This window comes from Rhodobacter sp. P2_H5 (assembly GCF_056403335.1).
In genome coordinates this window covers 222614-242401 of sequence record NZ_JBFUFS010000003.1, presented here as the reverse complement: position 1 = coordinate 242401, position 19788 = coordinate 222614, and the positions used below count along the sequence as shown (strand labels likewise).

Annotated in this window: 18 protein-coding genes; 10 read left to right on the top strand and 8 right to left on the bottom strand. The window is 65.5% G+C overall.

Annotated elements, in window-relative coordinates; translation table 11 throughout:
• Nucleotides 1-80: 80 nt before the first annotated feature.
• Together AC1DVR_RS05360 and AC1DVR_RS05355 are read right to left on the bottom strand one after the other, a co-directional pair.
• The gene (locus AC1DVR_RS05360; protein WP_477999504.1) at nucleotides 81-1919 is read right to left on the bottom strand and encodes a calcium-binding protein; all 1839 of its coding nucleotides are present in this window, start codon (nucleotides 1917-1919) and stop codon (nucleotides 81-83) included.
• Between the two features lie 275 nt (nucleotides 1920-2194).
• On the bottom strand, nucleotides 2195-3724 hold the full coding sequence (locus AC1DVR_RS05355; RefSeq protein ID WP_477999503.1) for a UxaA family hydrolase: 1530 nt from the start codon (nucleotides 3722-3724) through the stop codon (nucleotides 2195-2197).
• Between the two features lie 84 nt (nucleotides 3725-3808).
• Here AC1DVR_RS05355 and AC1DVR_RS05350 point away from each other — a divergent pair, with 84 nt between their 5' ends.
• Both AC1DVR_RS05350 and AC1DVR_RS05345 read left to right on the top strand, forming a co-directional pair.
• On the top strand, nucleotides 3809-4570 hold the full coding sequence (locus AC1DVR_RS05350; RefSeq protein WP_477999502.1) for a GntR family transcriptional regulator: 762 nt from the start codon (nucleotides 3809-3811) through the stop codon (nucleotides 4568-4570).
• 6 nt (nucleotides 4571-4576) lie between these two features.
• A complete protein-coding gene (locus AC1DVR_RS05345) occupies nucleotides 4577-5542 on the top strand; it encodes a sugar phosphate isomerase/epimerase family protein (RefSeq protein WP_477999501.1) in 966 nt (321 codons plus the stop codon).
• 140 nt (nucleotides 5543-5682) lie between these two features.
• Here AC1DVR_RS05345 and AC1DVR_RS05340 read toward each other — a convergent pair whose 3' ends face one another.
• Nucleotides 5683-6510 (bottom strand): amidohydrolase family protein, encoded by an 828-nt coding sequence (locus tag AC1DVR_RS05340; RefSeq protein ID WP_477999500.1) that lies wholly within the window; start codon nucleotides 6508-6510, stop codon nucleotides 5683-5685.
• The gene (locus tag AC1DVR_RS05335) at nucleotides 6507-7541 is read right to left on the bottom strand and encodes an aldo/keto reductase (protein WP_477999499.1); all 1035 of its coding nucleotides are present in this window, start codon (nucleotides 7539-7541) and stop codon (nucleotides 6507-6509) included. Before AC1DVR_RS05335 ends, AC1DVR_RS05340 begins: the two co-directional genes overlap by 4 nt.
• A gap of 79 nt (nucleotides 7542-7620) precedes the next feature.
• On the opposite strand from AC1DVR_RS05335, the gene AC1DVR_RS05330 reads away from it, so the two are divergent.
• Genes AC1DVR_RS05330 through AC1DVR_RS05315 form a run of 4 tightly spaced genes read left to right on the top strand, consistent with a single transcriptional unit; the run spans nucleotide 7621 to nucleotide 11772 of the window.
• A complete protein-coding gene (locus AC1DVR_RS05330) occupies nucleotides 7621-8445 on the top strand; it encodes a BtpA/SgcQ family protein (RefSeq protein ID WP_477999498.1) in 825 nt (274 codons plus the stop codon).
• A complete protein-coding gene (locus AC1DVR_RS05325) occupies nucleotides 8442-9527 on the top strand; it encodes a M42 family metallopeptidase (protein ID WP_477999497.1) in 1086 nt (361 codons plus the stop codon). The genes AC1DVR_RS05330 and AC1DVR_RS05325 overlap by 4 nt, the downstream gene beginning before the upstream one ends.
• A complete protein-coding gene (locus tag AC1DVR_RS05320; RefSeq protein ID WP_477999496.1) occupies nucleotides 9527-11029 on the top strand; it encodes an FGGY-family carbohydrate kinase in 1503 nt (500 codons plus the stop codon). Before AC1DVR_RS05325 ends, AC1DVR_RS05320 begins: the two co-directional genes overlap by 1 nt.
• Nucleotides 11026-11772 carry a creatininase family protein gene (locus AC1DVR_RS05315; RefSeq protein ID WP_477999495.1) on the top strand — a complete coding sequence of 249 codons (747 nt, stop codon included), beginning with the start codon at nucleotides 11026-11028 and terminating at the stop codon, nucleotides 11770-11772. Before AC1DVR_RS05320 ends, AC1DVR_RS05315 begins: the two co-directional genes overlap by 4 nt.
• Nucleotides 11773-11885: 113 nt before the next feature.
• Here the strand turns inward: AC1DVR_RS05315 and AC1DVR_RS05310 are convergent, their stop codons facing one another.
• From AC1DVR_RS05310 to AC1DVR_RS05295, 4 genes are all read right to left on the bottom strand, one after another.
• Nucleotides 11886-12341, bottom strand: coding sequence for an RbsD/FucU family protein (locus AC1DVR_RS05310; protein ID WP_477999494.1), 456 nt, complete (start codon nucleotides 12339-12341; stop codon nucleotides 11886-11888).
• 82 nt (nucleotides 12342-12423) lie between these two features.
• Complete coding sequence (locus AC1DVR_RS05305; protein ID WP_477999493.1) at nucleotides 12424-13341, bottom strand: carbohydrate ABC transporter permease; 918 nt, start codon at nucleotides 13339-13341, stop codon at nucleotides 12424-12426.
• 1 nt (nucleotide 13342) lies between these two features.
• Complete coding sequence (locus AC1DVR_RS05300; RefSeq protein WP_477999492.1) at nucleotides 13343-14446, bottom strand: carbohydrate ABC transporter permease; 1104 nt, start codon at nucleotides 14444-14446, stop codon at nucleotides 13343-13345.
• Nucleotides 14447-14665: 219 nt separating this feature from the next.
• Complete coding sequence (locus AC1DVR_RS05295; RefSeq protein WP_477999491.1) at nucleotides 14666-16300, bottom strand: extracellular solute-binding protein; 1635 nt, start codon at nucleotides 16298-16300, stop codon at nucleotides 14666-14668.
• 271 nt (nucleotides 16301-16571) lie between these two features.
• On the opposite strand from AC1DVR_RS05295, the gene AC1DVR_RS05290 reads away from it, so the two are divergent.
• From AC1DVR_RS05290 to rbsK, 4 genes are all read left to right on the top strand, one after another.
• Complete coding sequence (locus AC1DVR_RS05290) at nucleotides 16572-17624, top strand: ABC transporter ATP-binding protein (protein WP_477999490.1); 1053 nt, start codon at nucleotides 16572-16574, stop codon at nucleotides 17622-17624.
• Nucleotides 17621-18265: an SGNH/GDSL hydrolase family protein gene (locus AC1DVR_RS05285; RefSeq protein WP_477999489.1), complete on the top strand. Its 645-nt coding sequence runs from the start codon at nucleotides 17621-17623 to the stop codon at nucleotides 18263-18265. The genes AC1DVR_RS05290 and AC1DVR_RS05285 overlap by 4 nt, the downstream gene beginning before the upstream one ends.
• A gap of 98 nt (nucleotides 18266-18363) precedes the next feature.
• A complete protein-coding gene (locus AC1DVR_RS05280; RefSeq protein WP_477999488.1) occupies nucleotides 18364-18831 on the top strand; it encodes an RbsD/FucU family protein in 468 nt (155 codons plus the stop codon).
• Nucleotides 18831-19748, top strand: a complete 918-nt coding sequence (gene rbsK / locus AC1DVR_RS05275; RefSeq protein WP_477999487.1) for a ribokinase — start codon at nucleotides 18831-18833, stop codon at nucleotides 19746-19748. The genes AC1DVR_RS05280 and rbsK overlap by 1 nt, the downstream gene beginning before the upstream one ends.
• Nucleotides 19749-19788: the final 40 nt, after the last annotated feature.

Here is a 19788-nt window from a genome sequence, read left to right as displayed (position 1 = left end):
GTGTCGACATTGATGTAAGGTCGCAAGAGGCCCCCGCCTGACGGGGGCCTTTCGCATTGGGGCTTTTTGGCCCAGAGCCCTCAGGCCAGGATCAGATCGCCCGCGCCAAAGCTGTCGGCAAAGAGCGTGATCTCCAAATCCGCCCCGCCGCCATCGAGGTCGATCAGCAACAGATGCTGGTCCGCCGAATAGGCGACCTCGCCGGCGGCGCCGGTCAGGCCCAGGGCGGCAAACTCCAGCCCCGCGCCGAGACCGCGCAGGTCGATCCGGTCGCTTCCCGACAGGAAATCGCTGATCTGATCGAGGCCCGAGCCGATTTCGGCCGCCGTGGTGAAGACAAAGACATCCGCCCCCGTGCCGCCATACAGCGTGTCATCCCCCGCGCCGCCAAAAAGCTTGTCATCGCCTGGCCCGCCGAACAGCCGGTCATTGCCCGCGTCGCCCGCGATCGTGTCGTTGTTTTGATCGCCCCTCAGAAGATCGTCGTCCGCCCCGCCATAGAGGCGATCCTCGCCGGCGCCGCCATAGAGCGTGTCCAGACCCGTGCCGCCATAGCCTTTGTCGTTCCCGCCTTCCAGAAAGAGATAGTCGTCGCCCGCGTTGCCTTGCAGCCAGTCGGAACCCAAACCGCCAAAGGCCGTGTCGTCGCCGTTGCCACCCCGGATCGTATCATCGCCATGCAGCACGCCCAGCGAGCCCGCCGGCAGATCGCCGCTCAGAAGATCGGCACCGCCGCCGCCGTCCAGCAGGTCGTTTCCGGCTCCGCCCACCAGCGTGTCGTGGCTGAGCCCGCCATAAAGCTGGTCGGCTCCGTTGTCGCCCTGCAGCAGGTCGTCTCCGACATCGCCCCAAAGCTGGTCATTGCCATCGCCGCCCCACACCGTGTCGGTGCCGCCGCCGGCATGGATCGAATCCTGACCCACCTCGCCAAGGACCGCATCGGCGCCCGAGCCCAGCTGGATCAGGTCATGCCCGGCGCCGCCCCAGACCTGCGCGTCGGTATCGCCCACCGTGATCACATCGTGGCCGTCGCCGCCGTAGATCCCGTGGTTTGACGTGCCCCCGGGCGCGTCCAGCACGCTGATCGTGTCATTGCCATCCCCGGCATAAATGCTGGCAAAGCGATTGCCGGTGATCAGGTCATTGCCGGCGCCGCCGACAATGGAGCGTCCGCGGAGGAAGTGAGTGCCATCCAGCGTGTCATCGCCGATGCCCCCGTCAAGATAGATATCCCCCGCCAGCAGGTCGTTTCCGGCGCCGCCGTAGTAGTTGCCGTTCTCCAGATTGACGCTCGGGCCGATCATAACGTCCGCGCCGTCGCCGCCATATCCGGAGTGCGCACCATAGATGCTGTCATTGCCCGCACCGCCCTCGGCCATGTTGCCCATCAGGAAGGTGTCATTGCCCTCATCGCCATAGGCAAGCGCGGTGTTGGTGAACAGGTCATTGCCGCTGCCGCCGTAGAATTTGACATTGGTCAGTTTCGGGTCGGTGGCGAAAGAGCCGGTCAGGCTGTCGTCGCCCGCGCCGCCATAGGCCGCATTGGTGTAGGAGAGGCCGGAGCTTGTGGTGACGGTGCCCAAAAGGGAAATCGCATCGTTGCCGTCCCCGCCATAGGCAAAGGTTGCGGCATTGCCAAGGATCACATCATTGCCCGCGTCGCCGAGGACGCGGCTATAGGTGCTGGTGCTGGTCAGGTGGTCGTTGCCGGTTCCGCCATAGATCGCCGCGAAATAGCCGCTGATGCTGATCCAGTCGTCGCCGCCGCCGCCAAAGGTCTGTTCATGATCCGCGGTCGAGCTGATCGTGTCATTGCCATCGCCGAGGGTGATGTCGGCCACCACCAATGCGGGCATCAATGCGGGGGGCTGGGGGGACAAAAGCGGCCCGGCCAGAGCCTTTGTCAAAGTCCTGATCATCCGAATGAATCCAATCTGCTGCTGGCAAATACAGAACCAGTCTGCGTCGGTCCCGGCGCTCCGGCAAGAATGTTTTCGGCGGCAAAGGGCAGTTCGGCCGGCTTTGCATCGAAAGCGGTCGGACCTTCAGGCCGGACGTTCCCTCAGCGGGCTCGGGCTAGGATCGCCCCGCCCCGCCGAGGGGGGCAAGACCCTGGCCGCTGGCAAAGGTGCCGCGCCGCACTGGACGGCGCCGCCCCGGATCGTTGCGTCCCGATGGTTGCTTCGCGTCCCGCCTACATCACCGCCCCCATCGCCCAGGGCACGAACTCCGCCCCGCCAAAGCCCAGTTCCTCCGACTTGGTCTTCTCGCCCGAGGCCACGCGCAGGAACAATTCGAAGATTTCCTGCGCCTTGGCTTCGATGCTGACCCCTTCGGTAATGATGTCGCCACAGTTGACATCCATGTCTTCCGACATCCGCTCGTACATCTCGGCATTTGTGGCGAGCTTGATGCAGGGCGTGGGCTTGTAGCCGGAAACCGAGCCGCGCCCGGTGGTGAAGGCGATCAGGTTGGCGCCGCTCGCGATCTGGCCGGTGACCGAGGTCGGGTCATAACCGGGGCTGTCCATATAGACAAAGCCACGCTCGGTGATCGGTTCGGCGAATTTGTAGACCTGGGTCAGGGGAGCGGTGCCGCCCTTGGCCACGGCGCCCAGCGATTTTTCCAGGATCGTCGTCAGCCCGCCCTTCTTGTTGCCGGGCGAGGGGTTGTTGTCCATCTCACCACCCTGGCGCGCGGTATAGTCCTCCCACCACTTGATGCGCTCGACGATCTTCTCGCCGACCTCGCGGCTGACGGCGCGGCGGGTCAGAAGGTGTTCGGCGCCGTAGATCTCGGGCGTCTCGGACAGGATCGTGGTGCCGCCATGCGCCACCAGAAGATCCGACGCCGCCCCGAGCGCCGGGTTGGCCGTGATGCCGGAATAGCCGTCCGAGCCGCCGCATTGCATGCCGACCATCAGATGCTCCAGCCCCGCGGGCTCGCGCCTGTGTTCATTGGCCTTCACGGCCATTTCCTTCAGCGCCGCCACGCCGCGTTCGACCGAGCGGCGGGTGCCGCCCATGTCCTGGATCGTCATGTGCCGGAAGTTGCCATCGCTGCGCAGCCGCTCTGCGCCGACCAGATTGGCGACCTGCAGCACTTCGCAGCCGAGGCCCGCCACCAGGATGCCGCCAAAGTTCGGGTTCCGCGCATAGCCTTGCAGGGTGCGGAACAGGGTCTCGTAGCCTTCATCCTTGCCCGACATGCCGCAGCCGGTGCCATGGGTGATCGCCACCACGCCGTCCACATTGGGAAAATCCTTGAGCCAGCCGTCGCGCTCCACCGCCTCGACGATGAATTTCGCCACCGAGGCCGAGCAGTTGACCGAGGTCAGGATGCCCAGATAGTTCCGCGTGCCGTATTTGCCGTCCTGGCGCGGGTAGCCCATGAAGGTGCGCTTTTCGGTGACCACCGGCTGCGGCGCGCTTTCGCTGGCAAAGGCGTAGTCGGTCGTATGCGCCCCCATGCCGAGGTTTTGCGTGTGGATATGCTCTCCCGTTGCAATCGCGCGCGTCGCATTGCCGATAATCTGACCATAGCGGATCACCTGAGCGCCCGAAGCAATCGGCCGGGCCGCAATCTTGTGGCCGCGCGGCACCGCCTGTGCCAAGGGTTCGGCAAGCTCGGGCAGCACGGTCCCGGCGGGCAGATCGCGCAAGGCGATGATCACATTGTCGGAAGGATGCAGCCGGATCACCGGCTGGGGGGCAAGCGTCGTCATGGGGCAGGGGCCTTTCACTTGAAGGGAGCCGGGGCGGGTCACGCGAACGGTTGACAGGGCCACAGTCCCCGCTAACATGTTAGTATGCTACAAGCTGAAAGCCCTCAAGTTCAAGTCTCCGTTCCGCCTTTGGCGATCGAGGTGCAGCTGCCGCCGCGCAAGGCTTTGCGGCCTCTGGATGAATTCCAGGGTTCGCTGGCGCAGAAGGTCTATACCTGCCTGCGCGAGGCGATCCTGTCGATGTCGCTGCGCCCCGGCGACATCATCCGCAAGCCCGAGATCTGCGAGGCGCTTGGCGTCTCGCGCAGCCCGGTCTCCGAAGCGGTGGCGCGGCTTGCGGTCGAACATCTGGTCCGCATCGTCCCGCAGGCCGGCACCTATGTGGCGCGCTTCTCGCTGGAGGAGATCCGCGAAGGTGTCTTCCTGCGCGAGGCGCTGGAGCTTGCGGCGGTGGAGCGCGTGGCCCAGTCGGTCACCGAAGACCAGCTGATCCTGCTGCGCCGCAACCTGCGTCTGCAACAGGCGCTGCTGGAGGATCAGGATTTCGCCGGCTTCTACCAGACCGATTCCGCGATGCACGAGCTGATCCTGTCCTTCACCGGCTTTCGCCGGGTCGCGGCCATGGCCGATACGGCCTGGGTCCATGTCAACCGGGCGCGCCAGCTGATCCTGCCGGCCACCGGGCGGGTGCAGGCGACCTATGTCGAGCATCTGGCCATCCTCGCCGCGATCGAGGCCCGCGACCCGCAGGCCGCCCGCGAGGCGACCAAGGTGCATCTGGGTCAGCTCATCGGCTTTCTGGAGCCTCTGGCCCTGTCGCGCCCCGACCTTTTCGAACCGGATTAGGATCACATGCTGCCCAACCGCCCCCGCTATGCCGCCCGTCTGAACGCGTTCAAGCTGGGGATGACGAAGCCCACCGTGCCGGAGCTTCTGGCGCGCATCGGCAAGGTGCCGGGGATCGACGCCGCCGATCTGAACTTTCCTGATCATTTCGAGGGCCTCGCCCCGGCCGACCTCGGCAAGATCATGGCCGACCACGGCATCGCGCTGAACGGCGTGGCGATGCGCTATTACACCGACCCGGGCTTTCGCCTTGGCGCCTTCACCAACCCCGACAAGCGCGTGCGCCAGGCGGCCATCGACATCACAAAGCGCGGTCTTGACGCCCTGGCCGCGATGGGCGGGCAGGTGATGACGCTCTGGATGGGACAGGACGGGGTGGATTACGCTTTTCAGGGCAATTATTCCCGGATGTGGGAGGACACGCTGGAGTCTCTCGCCCAGGTCTGCGACCACAACAAGGCCCTCGACATCTCGCTGGAATACAAGCCGAACGAGCCGCGCGCCTTTTCCTTGATGCCCGATATCGCGACCAACCTTCTGGCGATCAAGGAACTGGGCCGCGCCAATACCGGCATCACGCTCGACTTCTGCCATGTGCTGTTTGCGGGCGAGATCCCGGCGCAATCGGCGCAGCTGGCCGGGCGGCATTCGCGCATCCTCGGGGTGCACCTCAACGATGGCTACGGCAAGCGCGATGACGGGCTGATGGTGGGATCGGTCCACCCGATGCAGACGCTGGAGCTGTTCGTCGAACTCGACCGCCAAGGCTATGACGGCGTGATCTATTTCGACACGTTCCCCGACCATTCCGGCCTTGACCCCGCCGCCGAGGCAGCAGCCAATGTCGAGATGACCGACCGTCTGCGCGCCACGGCCAAGCGGCTGGCCAGCGACCCGGTGCTAGCTGCGGCCACCAGCATGCAGGACGCGGCGGCGGCCTTCCGGGCGGTGGCAGCGCAGCTTTACCGCTAGGGGCGTTTTCTCCACCCGGTCGCCTGTTGACGGGCGGGGAGTCCAGCCTCCCACCGCTCCGCAGGTTCTTCGCTCCTGCGGAGCAACCTGCTGCGCACCCCTCCGGAGTATTGCGACAGAGGGCAAAGGGAAAAGCAGAATTACAGGTCGTAGAAGTTCTCCGCTGTGCCGCCGTAGATCTGCTTTTGCGCCGGAAGGGGCAGGCCCTGCGTCAGGTGGCGCGCGGCGTGGAGCCAGGTGCCATATTCGGCCCGCAGGCGGCAGACCGGCCAGTCCGAGCCCCACATCACACGCTCGGGGCCGAAGACCTTCAGGATATGGTCGACATAGGGGTGGAGGAGTTCGACCGACCAATCGGGGTCGGCCTCGGTGATCAGGGCGGAGAATTTGACGCAAGCCCCGGTCTCGCCCGCCAGCCGCGCCATGCCCTCGGCCCAGAAGTCAAAGGCCTCCGGGGTGCGGATCTGCGGTTTCATGCAGTGGTCGATCACGGTGCGCAGGTTCGGATAGCGCTTCAACAAGGTCAGGAAATTGGCCAGATGGCGCGGAAAGCCGAGCGCGTCGAAGGTGAGGTCAAGGTCCTGCAAGGCGCCGTAAGCCCATTGCACATCCTCGCGCAGCATCCAGTTGTCGTCGGGAATATCCTGGATCATCGGGCGCACGCCCTTGAAGGCGGGATGGCCTTTCAGGCGCGCCAGGGTCGCCCTCTGGCCGGGATCCTCGAAATCGACCCAGCCCACCACGCCCTTGATGAAATCGGACGCATCGGCGAGGCCGAGCATGTATTCCGTCTCGGCGGTGGTGGCAGCGGCCTGAACCAGCACCGTGCCGTCGATCTGGTGGCGCACCAAGGCCCCCACCAGATCGCCCGGCCGGTAGACCCGGTCAAGCACCGGATCGCCCTTGGGCATCCAGTCATAATCGCCGCGCGCGGGGTTCCAGAAGTGCTGATGGCTGTCGATGATCATGGCTGGCCCTCGGTCGGGGCGTCGGGGCGCAGCAGGCCTTCGGCCTTCAGATGCGCCCAGAGCACGGGGGGGATCACGGCGGAGGCGGCGCGGGCGTTCGCCTCGACCTCGGCCACGCCCTGCGCGCCGGGGATGACCGAGAGCACCGCCTTGTGCTGCAGCGGGAACTGGAAGGCCGCATCGACCAGCCGCACCGCATATTGCGCGCAGACCGCCTCGATCCTTGCGACCTTTTCCAGAACCCAGGCCGGGGCCACGTCGTAGTTGTAAAACGCCCCGGGCCGCGCCCCGGTGGCCAGCACGCCCGAGTTATAAGGCCCGCCCACCACGACGCCGATGCCGCGCTCAAGGCAGAGCGGCAGGAAGGAATTGAGCGCCTCCTGTTCCAGCAAGGTATAGCGTCCCGCCAGCAGGAAAATGTCGAAATCGCCCCGCCGGGCCATCCACTCCGCCGGTTCCCATTCGTTCACACCTGCCCCGAAGGCCCGCACCACGCCCTGATCGCGCAAACTGAGAAGCGCCTTGTAGCCGCCCGCCATGAACTCGGCCAGTTTCGCATCCAGCGCCGCCTGGCTGCCGTGGTTGAAGATATCCAGATCATGGGCATAGAGAATGTCGAAGCGGTCAAGCCCGCTCCGCTCCAGGCTGAACTCGACCGAGCGCATCACCCCGTCATAGGTATAGTCGTAGATCTCTTTCCGGTTGGGCACATTGAACCACTTGCCGATGCCATCGCGCTCCTCTCCGGGCCGCAAGGTCCGCAAGAGGCGCCCGACCTTGGTGGAGACGACATGGCCTTTGCGCCCCTCCAGCGCGCGGTTCAGCCGGGTTTCGGACTGACCGAGGCCATAAAGCGGTGCGGTGTCGAAATAGCGCAGGCCCAGATCCCAGGCCCGGGTCATCGTCGCATGGGCGTCATCCGCCGCGACCGGCCGGTAAAGCCCGCCGATCGGCGCCGTGCCAAACCCCAGTTCGGTAAATGTCAGCGCGCCTTTGCCCTGACGGTCCCAGACCCTTGTCTTCAATTGCATCTCCTCCGCTCGCGTGGCTAACATGCTAGTATGAATCGGCGGGCCGTACATTCCCTTTGTGCGGCCGAAGGGGGGAAAGATGGGCAATTTCAAATCCGTGTTCGGGTCGACACGGCCAGTGATCGGCATGGTGCATCTGGGGGCGCTGCCGGGCAGCCCCTTGTACGATGCCTCGGCCGGGATCATGGGGCTTCTGGCGGCGGCCCAGGCCGATTTGCGGGCGCTGCAGGCGGCGGGCTTCGATGCGGTGATGTTCGGCAACGAAAATGACCGGCCCTACGAGTTTCAGGTCGATACCGCCTCGACCGCGACGATGGCGGCGGTGATTGGCGCGTTGAAGTCCGAGATCACCGTGCCATTCGGCGTCAATGTCCTCTGGGACCCGATGGCCACCGTGGCCTTGGCCGCCGCCACCGGCGCGCATTTCGTGCGCGAGATCTTCACCGGCACCTATGCCAGCGACATGGGCCCCTGGACCCCCAATGCCGGCGCCGCGATGCGTTACCGCAACCGGCTCGGGCGGCAGGACCTGGCCATGCTCTACAACGTCAGCGCCGAGTTTGCCGACAGCCTGGACCGCAGGAGCCTGCCCGACCGGGCGCGCTCGGCGGTGTTCTCCTCGATCCCGGACGCGGTGCTGGTCTCCGGTGCCATCACCGGAGAGGCCGCGGCGATGTCCGATCTGGAGGCGGTCAAGCGCGTCTTGCCCGACACGCCGGTTCTGGCCAATACCGGGGTGAAACACACCACCGTCGCCGATGTGCTGCGGGTGGCGGATGGCTGCGTCGTGGGCTCGGCCCTGAAATACGACGGCCATACCTGGAATGCGATCGACCCCGAGCGGGCGCTGGACTTCATGGCCACCGCCCGCGCTGCGCGTGAGGGTGCGAGGGTCGGCGCATGAAATCCCGCCTCCGGCAGGATCTGCGGGCGCTGATGCTGATCCCCGGCCTTTCGGGCCATGAAGAGCCGGTGGCCGCCTGGCTGCGCGACAGGCTGGGTGCTCTGGGGCTTGTCCATCGCACCGACCGGCTGGGCAACCTGATCGCCACGATCCCGGGCGACCCCGAAAAGCCCTCGGTCATGGTCTTCACCCATATGGATCAGCTGGGATTCTTCGTCCGCAAGATCGAGCCGGATGGGTTGATCCGGGTGGAGCGGATGGGCGGCGTCTCTGAGCGCGCGATGGCGGCGCAGGAGGTGGTGCTGTCAGGCGCCAAGGGGCCTGTGGCCGGCATCATCATGAACAAGGCCCACCACGCCACCACGCCGGAGGAGAAGTACAAGGTCCTGACCACGCCAGAAATCCGCATCGACACCGGCCACGGCTCGAAAGCGGCGGTGGAGGCTGCGGGCATCCGCATCGGCACGCCAGTGACCTATGCCGGCCGGGTGATCGAATTGGCCGGCGACCGGATTGCCGGCACCTCGGTCGATGACCGGGCCGGCTGCGCGGCGCTCTTGGAACTGGCACGGGCGCGGGCAGGGCAGGCGGGGCCGACCCTGCATCTGGTCTGGTCGGTGCAGGAGGAGTTCAACCTGCGCGGCGCGGTGGTGGCGGCGCAAAACCTCTGCCCCGATATTGCGGTGCAGATCGACCTGATGCTGGCATGTGATACCCCCGACATGGCCGACCGGGGCGAGATGACCCTCGGCGGCGGGCCGGGGATCAGCCTTTACTCCTTCCACGGGCGCGGCACCCTGAATGGGGTGATCCCGCATCCTGCGCTGGTCCGCCTGATGGAGGACAGTGCCGAGGCTCTGGCCTTGCCCCTGCAACGCTCGGCCCAGGTCGGGGTTCTGACCGACCTGAGCTACGTCCAACTCCTGGGCGACGGTGTGGCATCGATCGACGTCGGTTTCCCGATGCGCCATTCGCATTCGACGGTAGAATGCTGCGACCTCGGCGATCTGGCCGGGCTGGTGCAGCTGTTGGACGCGGCACTGACCCGCATCCCCAAGGCGATGAAACTGGAGCGTGACTGATGGCGGAACCCTTGCGCAACCTGACCCTTGGCGTAGACATCGGCACCTTCGAATCCAAGGGCGTGCTGGTTGACCAGACCGGCCGCATCGTGGCGCAGGCTGCCCGCCCTCACCAGATGATCGTCCCGCAGCCCGGCTGGGCCGAACACCGCGCGGAGGAAGACTGGTGGGGCGATTTCGTCTTCATCACCAAGGCCTTGCTGGCGCAATCTCAGGTAAGACCTGAAGAGATAAAGGCCGTGGCGACCTCGGCCATCGGGCCCTGCATGCTGCCCTTGGATCACGCTGGCAATCCCCTGATGAACGGGGTTCTCTACGGCGTCGACACCCGCGCCAGCGCCGAGATCGCGGAATTGAACACCGCCATCGGCGCGGATGTCATCCTAGCGCGCTGCGGCAATGCGCTGACCTCGCAATCGGTCGGACCGAAGATCCTCTGGCTGCGCCGCCAGCGCCCCGACCTTTGGGAAAAGACGGCGCGCATCGTCACCTCCACCAGCTACCTCACCCTGAAGCTGACCGGCGAGACGGTGATCGACCATTACACCGCCGCCAATTTCTCTCCGCTCTACGATATGGAGCGGCAGGACTGGTGCTTTGATCTGGCCGATATCTGCCCGCCCGAGATGCTGCCGCGCATGATGTGGTCTGGCGAGATTGCGGGCCATGTCACGGCGGAAGCCGCGCGCGAGACCGGTCTGGCCCCGGGCACCCCGGTGACCTGCGGGACGATTGATGCGGCAGCAGAGGCGGTTTCGGTCGGCGTCTCCAGCCCGGGCGACATGATGATGATGTATGGCTCGACCATCTTCATCATCGAGATCACCGGCATTCCGCGCCCGACCGATGCCCGTCTCTGGCATGCGCCCTGGCTCGCTCCCGGCAGCCATGCCGCCATGGCGGGGCTTGCGACCTCCGGCACGCTGACCCATTGGCTCCGCGATGTCTTTGCCCGCGACCTGCCCAAGGACAGCGCCTTTGCCACCCTGACGGCCGAGGCCGAGGCCTGCCCCCCCGGCGCCAGGGGCCTGATCTGCCTGCCCTATTTCTCGGGCGAGCGCACCCCCCTGCACGACCCGCAGGCCAAGGGCACTTTCTTCGGTCTGAACCTGACCCATGGCAGGGGCGAGATCTACCGCGCCGCTTTGGAAGGCATCGCCGCCGCCACCCGCCAGATCACCGACACTTATGCCGAGGCTGGCAGCCCGCCGCAGCGCGTGCTGGCCGTCGGCGGCGGCACCAAGAATAGGCCCTGGCTGCAGACGACCTCGGACATGACCGGGCTGGACCAGAGCCTGTGCCGGGTAACCACGGGGGCAAGCTATGGCGACGCCTATCTGGCGGCCCTTGCCGTGGGTCTGGCGCAGCCCGGCGACATCGCCACATGGAACCCGGTGGAGGAGGTGGTGGCCGCGCAAAGCCACGACGCCTATACCCGCCAATACCCGATCTTCCGCGCACTTTACGAGCGGACGAAGGACCTCATGGCGGCCCTGACATGAGATACGAGCTTCTGACCCCGCATCACCTGCGCGCGGCCATCGCCGCCAACACGCCGCTGGTTCTGGCGATCGGGGTGCAGGAGTACCATGGCGAACACCTGCCGCTTGGCGTTGACCTTCTGGCCGTGACCCGGTGCCTCGACCGGCTGGAAGCCGAGGCGCCAGAGCGGCTGATCCTTTTGCCGCCCTTTGCCTATGGCGCGGCCAGCCATGCCGTGGCCGGGCCCGCCAGCGGCACGCTCCATATCGACGCCTCGGTTTTCCTGCCCATGGCGCAGGCCCTGTTCGCCGCGCTCCTGAAGGTGGGCTTTCGCAACATCCATGGCGTGATCCACCACCAGACCGAGAATTTCGCCCAAGGCATGCCCACCGACCTCGCCTTCCGCCTCGCCGCGCGCCAGGCGGTCTTCGCCCATCTGGAGGTGACGCGGGGCGAGGGCTGGTGGGGCTCTGCCAGCATGGACAGCTACTACGAAGGCCATGCCCAGGGCGACAATCCCTTCAACTGGATCTCCATCCACCCCCTGATGCCGCCCGAGGTGTCCCGGCATTTCCCCTTCGACCATGCCGGCGAGGGCGAAACCGCCCTGATGCTGGCGCTCGCTCCCGAAACGGTGGCGCCGGAGCGGATGAAGGAAAACGCCACCTGGTACACCCAGAGTGCCCCCAAGGCGACGCAAGCCCAGGGCGAGGCCGGTGTCGCCGTCATCCTGTCACATCTCAAGACGCTGCTGGGCCTCTGACCCCTCCATCCAGAGGCAAATATCCCACGGATGAGCCATGTGCCTGAAGGTCGAAGAGAGGGCGCAAGGGAGGGTGTGAAACCCTCCGAGGCTCACCAAGCGCGCACGCCGGATTACAAAGGCGGCAGGTCGATCACGCCCTTTTTCAGGATGAAGCAGCCATAGGGCCCGGAATCCGCGGTGCGGATGATCGCGAAGGCGGATTTGGCCGCGGCATAGAAGGCGAAACGCTCCAGCGGGATCAGCCGGATCTCGCGCCCCTCGATCCGGGAGCAGGTCTCGGCCATCCGGGTGAAGAGCGGCAATTCGGTGTCCGGCGCCCCCACCACCTGCATCCGCGAGACCGGGGCGGGAACGAAAGTGTCGAGCGGCATCAGGCTCAGGATCGCCTCGGTCGCGGTCAGAAGATCGCAGCCGGGCATGGCGACAAGCTTGCCATAGGTGGTCTCTTTGGCAATCGTGGTGGCGGGGTGGTTCACGTCGCAGATCACCAGGTCATCGCCATGGCCCATCAGCATCAGGACATGGACGATCTCGGCGCTGAGCCTTTGGTCGATGCCTTTCAGCATCTGCTTGCCCCACGAATTTTCTGCGAAAATTCAGCGCCTGACGGCGGCAGGATAGAGCGATTTTTCGCAGAAAAATCGGGCCTCATTTCACCGCACCCGCCGCCATGCCCTTGATGATGAAGCGCTCCAGCCCGACGCCGATGATGATCAGCGGCAGAATCGCAGCAAAGCTCAGCGCCGCCATCGACCACCAGGAAATCCCCTGGCTGCCGGTCTGGCTCGCCACCATCACCGGCAGCGTATTGGCATAGGTCGAGGTCAGGAGCGCTGCGAAGAAATACTCGTTCCAGGTCAGCACCAGTGACAGGATCAGCGCCGCCACCATGCCCGGCAAGGCGATGGGCAGGATGATCGTGATATAGGCGCCCCAGATGGTCTGGCCGTCGACCATTGCGGCCTCTTCCAACTCGGTCGGGATGCCGGCGAACTGGTCGCGCATGATCCAGATCACGATGGGCAGCACCGACAACGTGTAGAGGACGATCAGCCCGATCTGGGTGTCCAAGAGCGCCAGCTCCTTGTAGAGCACCAGGAAGGGCAGGGCGAGGACCACCGGCGGCAGGATCAGCTGGCTCAGGAAGAAGAACGAGATATCGGCGTTCTTCATCCACAGGAACTTGTAGCTGAAGCGCGATAATCCGTAAGCGGCCAGGCTGCCCAAGGCCACGGCCAGCACCGACGACGACACCGAAATGACCGAGGAATTCCAGAACCGCCGCAGGAACTCGCCCCGCACGGTCGAGGGCTGGCCGATGGTTTCCGGCGACAGGCCGAGCGATTTCCAGCCCAGCCATTTCGGCTGGTAATCCCACCAGGGCAGCAAGGCCCCCTTCATCACATCCGGCGCCATCTTGAACGAGGTCGAGATGGTCCAGTAGATCGGGAACAGCGCCACGATCGCCCAAAAGATCAGCAGGCCGTAGATCACCACTCGCCCCGTCCACCATTTGGCGCGGAAGCTCGAGTCGGCGGCACTGTCGCGGAAAATTTGTGTCGTCATCTCAGGTGCTTGCCTTCATGTAGCGGTCAGCGGCCTTCATCAGAAGGGTCATGACGATGATGATGATCACCAGGTAGACCATGGCCAGCATCGTGCCATAGCCCACGTTGGACCGGTCGCGGTACTCGCGGAAGATGAAGCTGGTGACGGTGTCGGTCGCCCCCCCGGGCCCGCCCGAGGTCACGTTGATCACGATATCGGCCAGCTTCAGCTTGAAGATCAGCCGGATCAGCACCGAGGTGATCGAGACCGGCAGCATCAGCGGGAAGGTCACCTCCCAGAATGCGCGCCAGCCGGTGGCGCCATCGACGCGGGCGGCCTCCTGCAGTTCTTTCGGGATACCCTGCAGGCCGGCGAGGATCATGATCATCATGAAGGGGATGAAGGTCCAGGCATCCATCAGCATGATCGTCGCCTTGGCGATCCAGGGCGAGGAGAAGAACGACGGGTTGTCCCAGCCCAGATGGCGGGCCAGCGTGGCGAGCGGGCCGAAGCGCGTCTCCATCATCGACTTGCCGATCATCCAGGACACCGCCACGGGGGACAGCATCAGCGGCAGAAGGAAAGCCACGCGGAAGAACTTGCGGCCGCGGATCTCGGCATTCAGCATCAGGGCGAGGCCGAAGGCCACGACATATTCGGGCAGGATCGCCAGCACATACCAGATCATGTTGGTCAGGGCGTTCCAGTAGAAGGGGTCGTGCCACATCTGCACGAGGTTCGCCATGCCGTTGAACTGGCGGCCATCGGGCGAGGCGAGGTTCCAGGAGGAAAAGGCGATGATCAGGCCGAACAAGAGCGGAAACACCGTCATCGAGATCACGAACAGCGCCGCCGGCAACACGAAAAGGATGCGCTTGCCCTGTTCGCCCTTGATCAGCACCTGGCCCCAGCACAAGCAGATGGCATAAAGGATATAGGCGTAAAGCGTGGGCCGCCAGTTGACGAAGCCGAAGTCATACCCGCCCCAGGACTGCAGCGCCTGGGCCGCGGCCACCAAGGCCATCACCCCCGCCGAGCCCCAGATCAGCGCCAGCCCCAGACCGCGCCGGGTCGGGGTGATATTGTCGGTTTCCACGACGTGAAGAAGATCGCCTTCGCTCAAGCTCTTGCCCCTGCTGCCTGCTGAAAATGGGGTGCGCCCCGGTTGCGGCGCACCCCGATCGGTTCCGTCACGCGGGGCCGCTTGCCCTGCTTGAGGTCGGCCTCACATCAGGACGGGGCTGCCCCCTCCGACGATCGGCCTGACGGTTTGAGGGGCACGGATGCCCCTCTTGTGGCCGGTGTCCGGTAGGATGGGCAATATGCCCATCTTCCCGAAATGTCACATGCCGAGCGAGGCCTTGTAGAGCTTGATCTGCCCCTCGCGCCCGATCTGGTCGGTGATTTTCTCCCAGGCGGCGGCAATCGCATCGGCGGTTTCCTGTGCCGATTTGTACTGACCGGCATAGCCCTTGGCCAGTTCGTCCTCGGCGACCGAGTAGTACTGGAAGATGCCCGGGATCCGCGGTTCGATCGCGGCATTCGGGTGGTTGTAGCTGTCGGCGTTGGAGCCGAGGTAATCCTCGACAAAGGCCTTGTCGTAACCGGCCGCAGCCCATTCGTCATAGTTGAAGTGGCTGTTGCGGTAGGGCTGGAAGCCCGAGGGATAGGCGGCGGTCCACAGGCTGATGTCCTTGCCGCCCAGATGGGCTGCGGCGGACCAGGCGGCCTTGCGCTTCTTCTCGTCCTTCGACACCCGGTTGGTCACATAGATGCCCCAGCCGAGATAAGCCATGTTGGGGGCAAAGTTCGGCGTGGCCGGGGTCTCCCAGGCGGCGGTGGTCGGGTTGTAGACCTTGTCCGCACCGGGGTTGATCGAGAAGCCCACGACATCACCCACGACCGAGCTGTCCGAGGTCTTGGAGTTCGACCCCACGTCGCCCCACCAGCAGATGCCCGAGCCGGTCCCGGCGAGGAATTGCTGGAAGGCGGTGGTGCCGGGGTCGGCGTTGATCTGGTCGGCGGGCAGGTTCTTGATGTTGTCCATCACGTCCTGGATCGCCTGCACCCAGCCCGGGTTGTTGACCATCGGCTTCATGGTGTCCGGCTCGAACAGCCAGGCCGGGTTGCCGGGGTATTTCACATAAGCCGTGGCACGGTCTTCCAGGAAGTAGAAGCCGAAGCCGCCCCAGCCTTTCAGCGGGTCGAGGAAGCCCACGGCGTCCTGACCGGTCAGCGGGTCTTTCTGGCCATGCACCTTGCCGGAATATTCGGCGATCTGCGCCCAGGTCGTCGGGGCGTCCTTCATGCCGGAAATCGAGCCCTCGCCGAAGTAGTCCTTGCGGTAGGCAAAGGTGTGGCAGTCGCCGTCCACCGTGACGCGGTAGGTCTTGCCATCCCAGGTGCCGACCGGCGCCTTGAGGTAGTTCACATAATCGTCCATGTCGATCTGGGCCTTGACCCAATCCGGCATCTCGTCCAGCAGGCCCTTGCCGGCGGTGTCGCCTTCAAACGGGGCGCCCATTTCGATGATGTCGAAATCGACGGTGCCGGTCGCGATCGCCTGTTGCAGGCGCGGGCTGTAGTCGGCCTGGGCGAGGTCGATCCAGTTGATCTTGGCGCCGGTGTATTTCTCCCACGAGGTCAGGAAGCCGCGGAACAGAAGGTTGTGCAGGTTCTGGTTGTTCAGCCCCATGAAGGTCAGCTCGACGCCGGCGAATTCGCCTTCCTTGACGCTGGCCTTGGTGGCGCCGAGGCACAGCTCGCCGACCTTCTGCCAATCGGCATCGGTGGGAGAGCCTTTGCCCACGCCCGGGATGGCGAGGATCTGCTGGCGCAGGGCGTCATCGGCCAGGGCCGGACGCGCGCCCATCAGGCCGCCCATCAGCGACAGCGCGCCGAGCGAGGCCGCGCCTTTCAGCACGCCGCGCCGGGTCAGCCCGGCCTGCACGGCATAGTTGTAGAGATCGACTTTCATTCTTTCCTCCGCTTTGGGTCCGCCGCGACGGGCGGGTTTGGGTCTCGGAAAGCCTGCACCCTTTTGGGCATTCTGATCGGCGCTTCCCGCATCCTTGGTCCGGATCGCGCCGGACTTGGGGGGACTTTCCCTTGGCATCGCCCTCAAGTCAAGCTTCTAACATGTTAGCGTGCTAGATGATGGACAGCGCCTTTGGGCTGGGGTACGAATTTGACGGGCCGCCCCGGTTTGACCGGGTGTCGGGAGGGGATTTTTCTGCTGGGGAGGCAAGATGGCCGAGGTCAGGATCCGCGATCTGGTGAAATCCTATGGGGGGCTGCAAGTCGTCCACGGGGTCAATGTCGATATTGAGGACGGCCAGTTCGTCGTGTTGGTGGGGCCCTCGGGCTGTGGCAAATCCACCCTGCTGCGGATGATCGCGGGGCTTGAAGGCATCTCCGGCGGCACGATTTCGATCGGCGACCGGGTGGTCAACAACCTGCCACCGGCGCAGCGCGACATCGCGATGGTGTTCCAGAACTACGCGCTTTACCCGCACAAGACGGTGGGGGCCAACATGGGCTTCCCCTTGAAGATGGCGCGGATGGACAAGGCCGAGATCGACCGCCGGGTGAACCGCGCCGCCGAGATCCTCGGCCTGACGCCCTACCTCGGCCGCTATCCCCGCGCCATGTCGGGCGGCCAGCGCCAGCGTGTCGCCATGGGCCGCGCCATTGTGCGCGACCCGCAGGTCTTCCTCTTCGACGAGCCCCTGTCAAACCTTGACGCCAAGCTGCGCGTCCAGATGCGCTCCGAGATTCGCGAGCTTCATCAGCGGCTTGGCACGACAACCGTCTATGTGACCCACGACCAGATCGAGGCGATGACCATGGCCGACCGCATCGTGGTGATGCGCGATGGCCGGATCAGCCAGATCGGCGCGCCGCTGGAGCTGTACGACACCCCGGCCAACACCTTCGTTGCGGGCTTTATCGGCTCGCCCGCGATGAACCTGATCGCCGGCGTGGTCAGGGGCGGGCGCTTCGTGGCACCGGGCATCGACCTGCCGCTGCCCGCGGCTTCGGGTGTGGTCGAAGGCCGCAAGATCACCTATGGCATCCGCCCCGAACATCTGACGCTTTCGGATCAGGGCATGCCGGCCAGCGTCGTCGTGGTCGAACCGACCGGGGCGGAGATCCACCTCGTCCTGCGTGCCGGTGAACAGGAACTGACCGTGGTGGTGCGCGAACGCCAGACCTTCACCCCCGGCCAGACCCTGCACCTCGCGCCGATGCCCGGCCTCATCCACCTCTTCGATGGCGAGAGCGGCGCGCGCATCGGATGACCCGCACGATCCTCTGCTTCGGAGACAGCAACACCCATGGCACAAAGCCGATGCCCGACCTCGACGGCGCCGGCCGCTTTGGGCATGAGGCGCGCTGGCCCTCGGTCATGGCGCAGGCCCTCGGCACGGGCTTCGAGGTCATCGCCGAAGGCCACCCCGGCCGCACCACGGTGCATGACGACCCGATGGAGGGCCCGCACCGAAGCGGCATCCGGGTGCTGCCCTCGCTGCTGGAAAGCCACAAGCCCTTGGATCTGGTGATCGTCAAGCTTGGCACCAATGACCTGAAGAACTGTTTCCACGTCAGCGCCGCCGACATCGCCTTCTGCCTTGATCGCCTGATCCGCCTGATCCGCGCCTCGGGCGCCGGGCCCGGCGGGGCCGCGCCCAAGGTCTTGATCATCGCCCCGCCGCCGATTCTGGAAACCGGCTGTCTGGCGCAGATGTTCGCCGGCGGTGCCGCCAAGTCGCAGCACCTCGCCGCGGCCATCGCCAGCATGGCGACCCGGCTGCAGGCCGATTTCTTCGACGCTGGCCAGCACATCGCGGTCAGCCCGGTGGACGGCATCCACTACGAGGCCGAAGCCCAGGTCGCCCTCGGCCTTGCCCTCGCCGAAACCCTGCGCGAGGTTCTGGCCTGAGCCTCGCCAATACCCCATTCATCGGTCTATAAATATCCTGCGGGGTCCGGGGGTGCAAAACCCCCGGCGGCCCGCCAAGGAAGCCCTGCGGAGGACATATGCTCAAGAAGATCGACAACCGGCTGAATGCCGAGGTGCTTTACGCCCTGCGTGCCATGGGCCATGGCGATACGCTGGTGATCGCCGACACCAACTTCCCTTCGGATGCCATCGCGCGCCAGACCGTGCTGGGCGAGCTTCTCAGGATGGACAACCTCACCTGCGCCGAGGCCGCCGAGGCGGTTCTGTCGCTGCTGCCGCTGGACACCTTTGTCGAGGATTTCGCCGCCCGGATGGAAGTTGTGGGTCACCCCGACCAGATCGAACCGGTGCAGGCCGAGGTTCAGGCCGTGATCAACGCCGCCGAAGGCCAGCCCCGCACCATGCTGTCGATCGAGCGTTTTGATTTCTACGAGCGCGCCAAGGAAGCCTATGCCGTGATCCAGACCGGCGAGCGGCGCTTCTATGGCTGCTTCATCTTCCGCAAGGGCGTGATCCCGCCCGAGGCGGTGGTGAGGGCGAACTGATGGGCCGCGTTGTCATCCTCGGCGTCTTTGTCGCCGACACCGCCTACCGGGCCCCGCGCCAGCCCAAGATGGGCGAGACGATCCTCGGCAAGAGCTTTGTCCTCGGGCCGGGCGGCAAGGGCTCCAACCAGGCGGTGGCCGCGGCCATGGCCGGGGCCGAGACGCATTTCATCTCGCGTCTGGGTCAGGACCCCTTTGCCGACATGGCCCTTGCCACCTGGGCCAAGGCCGGGGTGAAGCCCGCGATCACGCAGGACCCCAAAAGCTACACCGGGGCGGCCTATATCTTTGTCGAGGATGGCACCGGCAACAATGCCATCATCATCTCGCCCGGGGCCGCGGCAGAGATCACCAATGCCGATATCGACGCCAATGCCGACCTGATCCGCGGGGCCAAGGTCTTCATCACCCAGTTGGAACAGCCGATTCCGGTGGCGGTCCATGCGCTGCAGATGGCGCGCGCGGCGGGGGTGACGACGATCCTGAACCCGGCGCCGGCGGCCAGCCTGCCCGAGGGCACGGTGGCGCTTTGCGATTACGTAACCCCCAACGAATCGGAGGCCGAGGCTTTGACCGGCCTGCCCGTCACCACCGTCGCCGAGGCCGAGGCTGCGGCCCGCGCCTTGCGCGCGATGGGGGCAGGGGCTGTCATCATCACGCTGGGTGACAAGGGTGCCCTGTTCCACGACGGCAGCCGCACCGTCCATGTCCCGCCCTTCAAGGCCGGGCCGGTGGTCGAAACCACCGGGGCGGGCGATGCTTTCAACGGCGGCTTTGCCGCGGCTCTGGCCGAGGGGATGGACCCGGTCGATGCCGTCCGCTTCGGCTCGGCCACCGCCGGCATCTCGGTCACCCGCGCCGGCACTGCGCCCTCGATGCCCGCCAGGGCCGAGATCGAGGCTCTGCTTAAGGCCTGATCGCGGTCCGGCAGCGCCCGTGGGCCGCCAAATCAGAAGG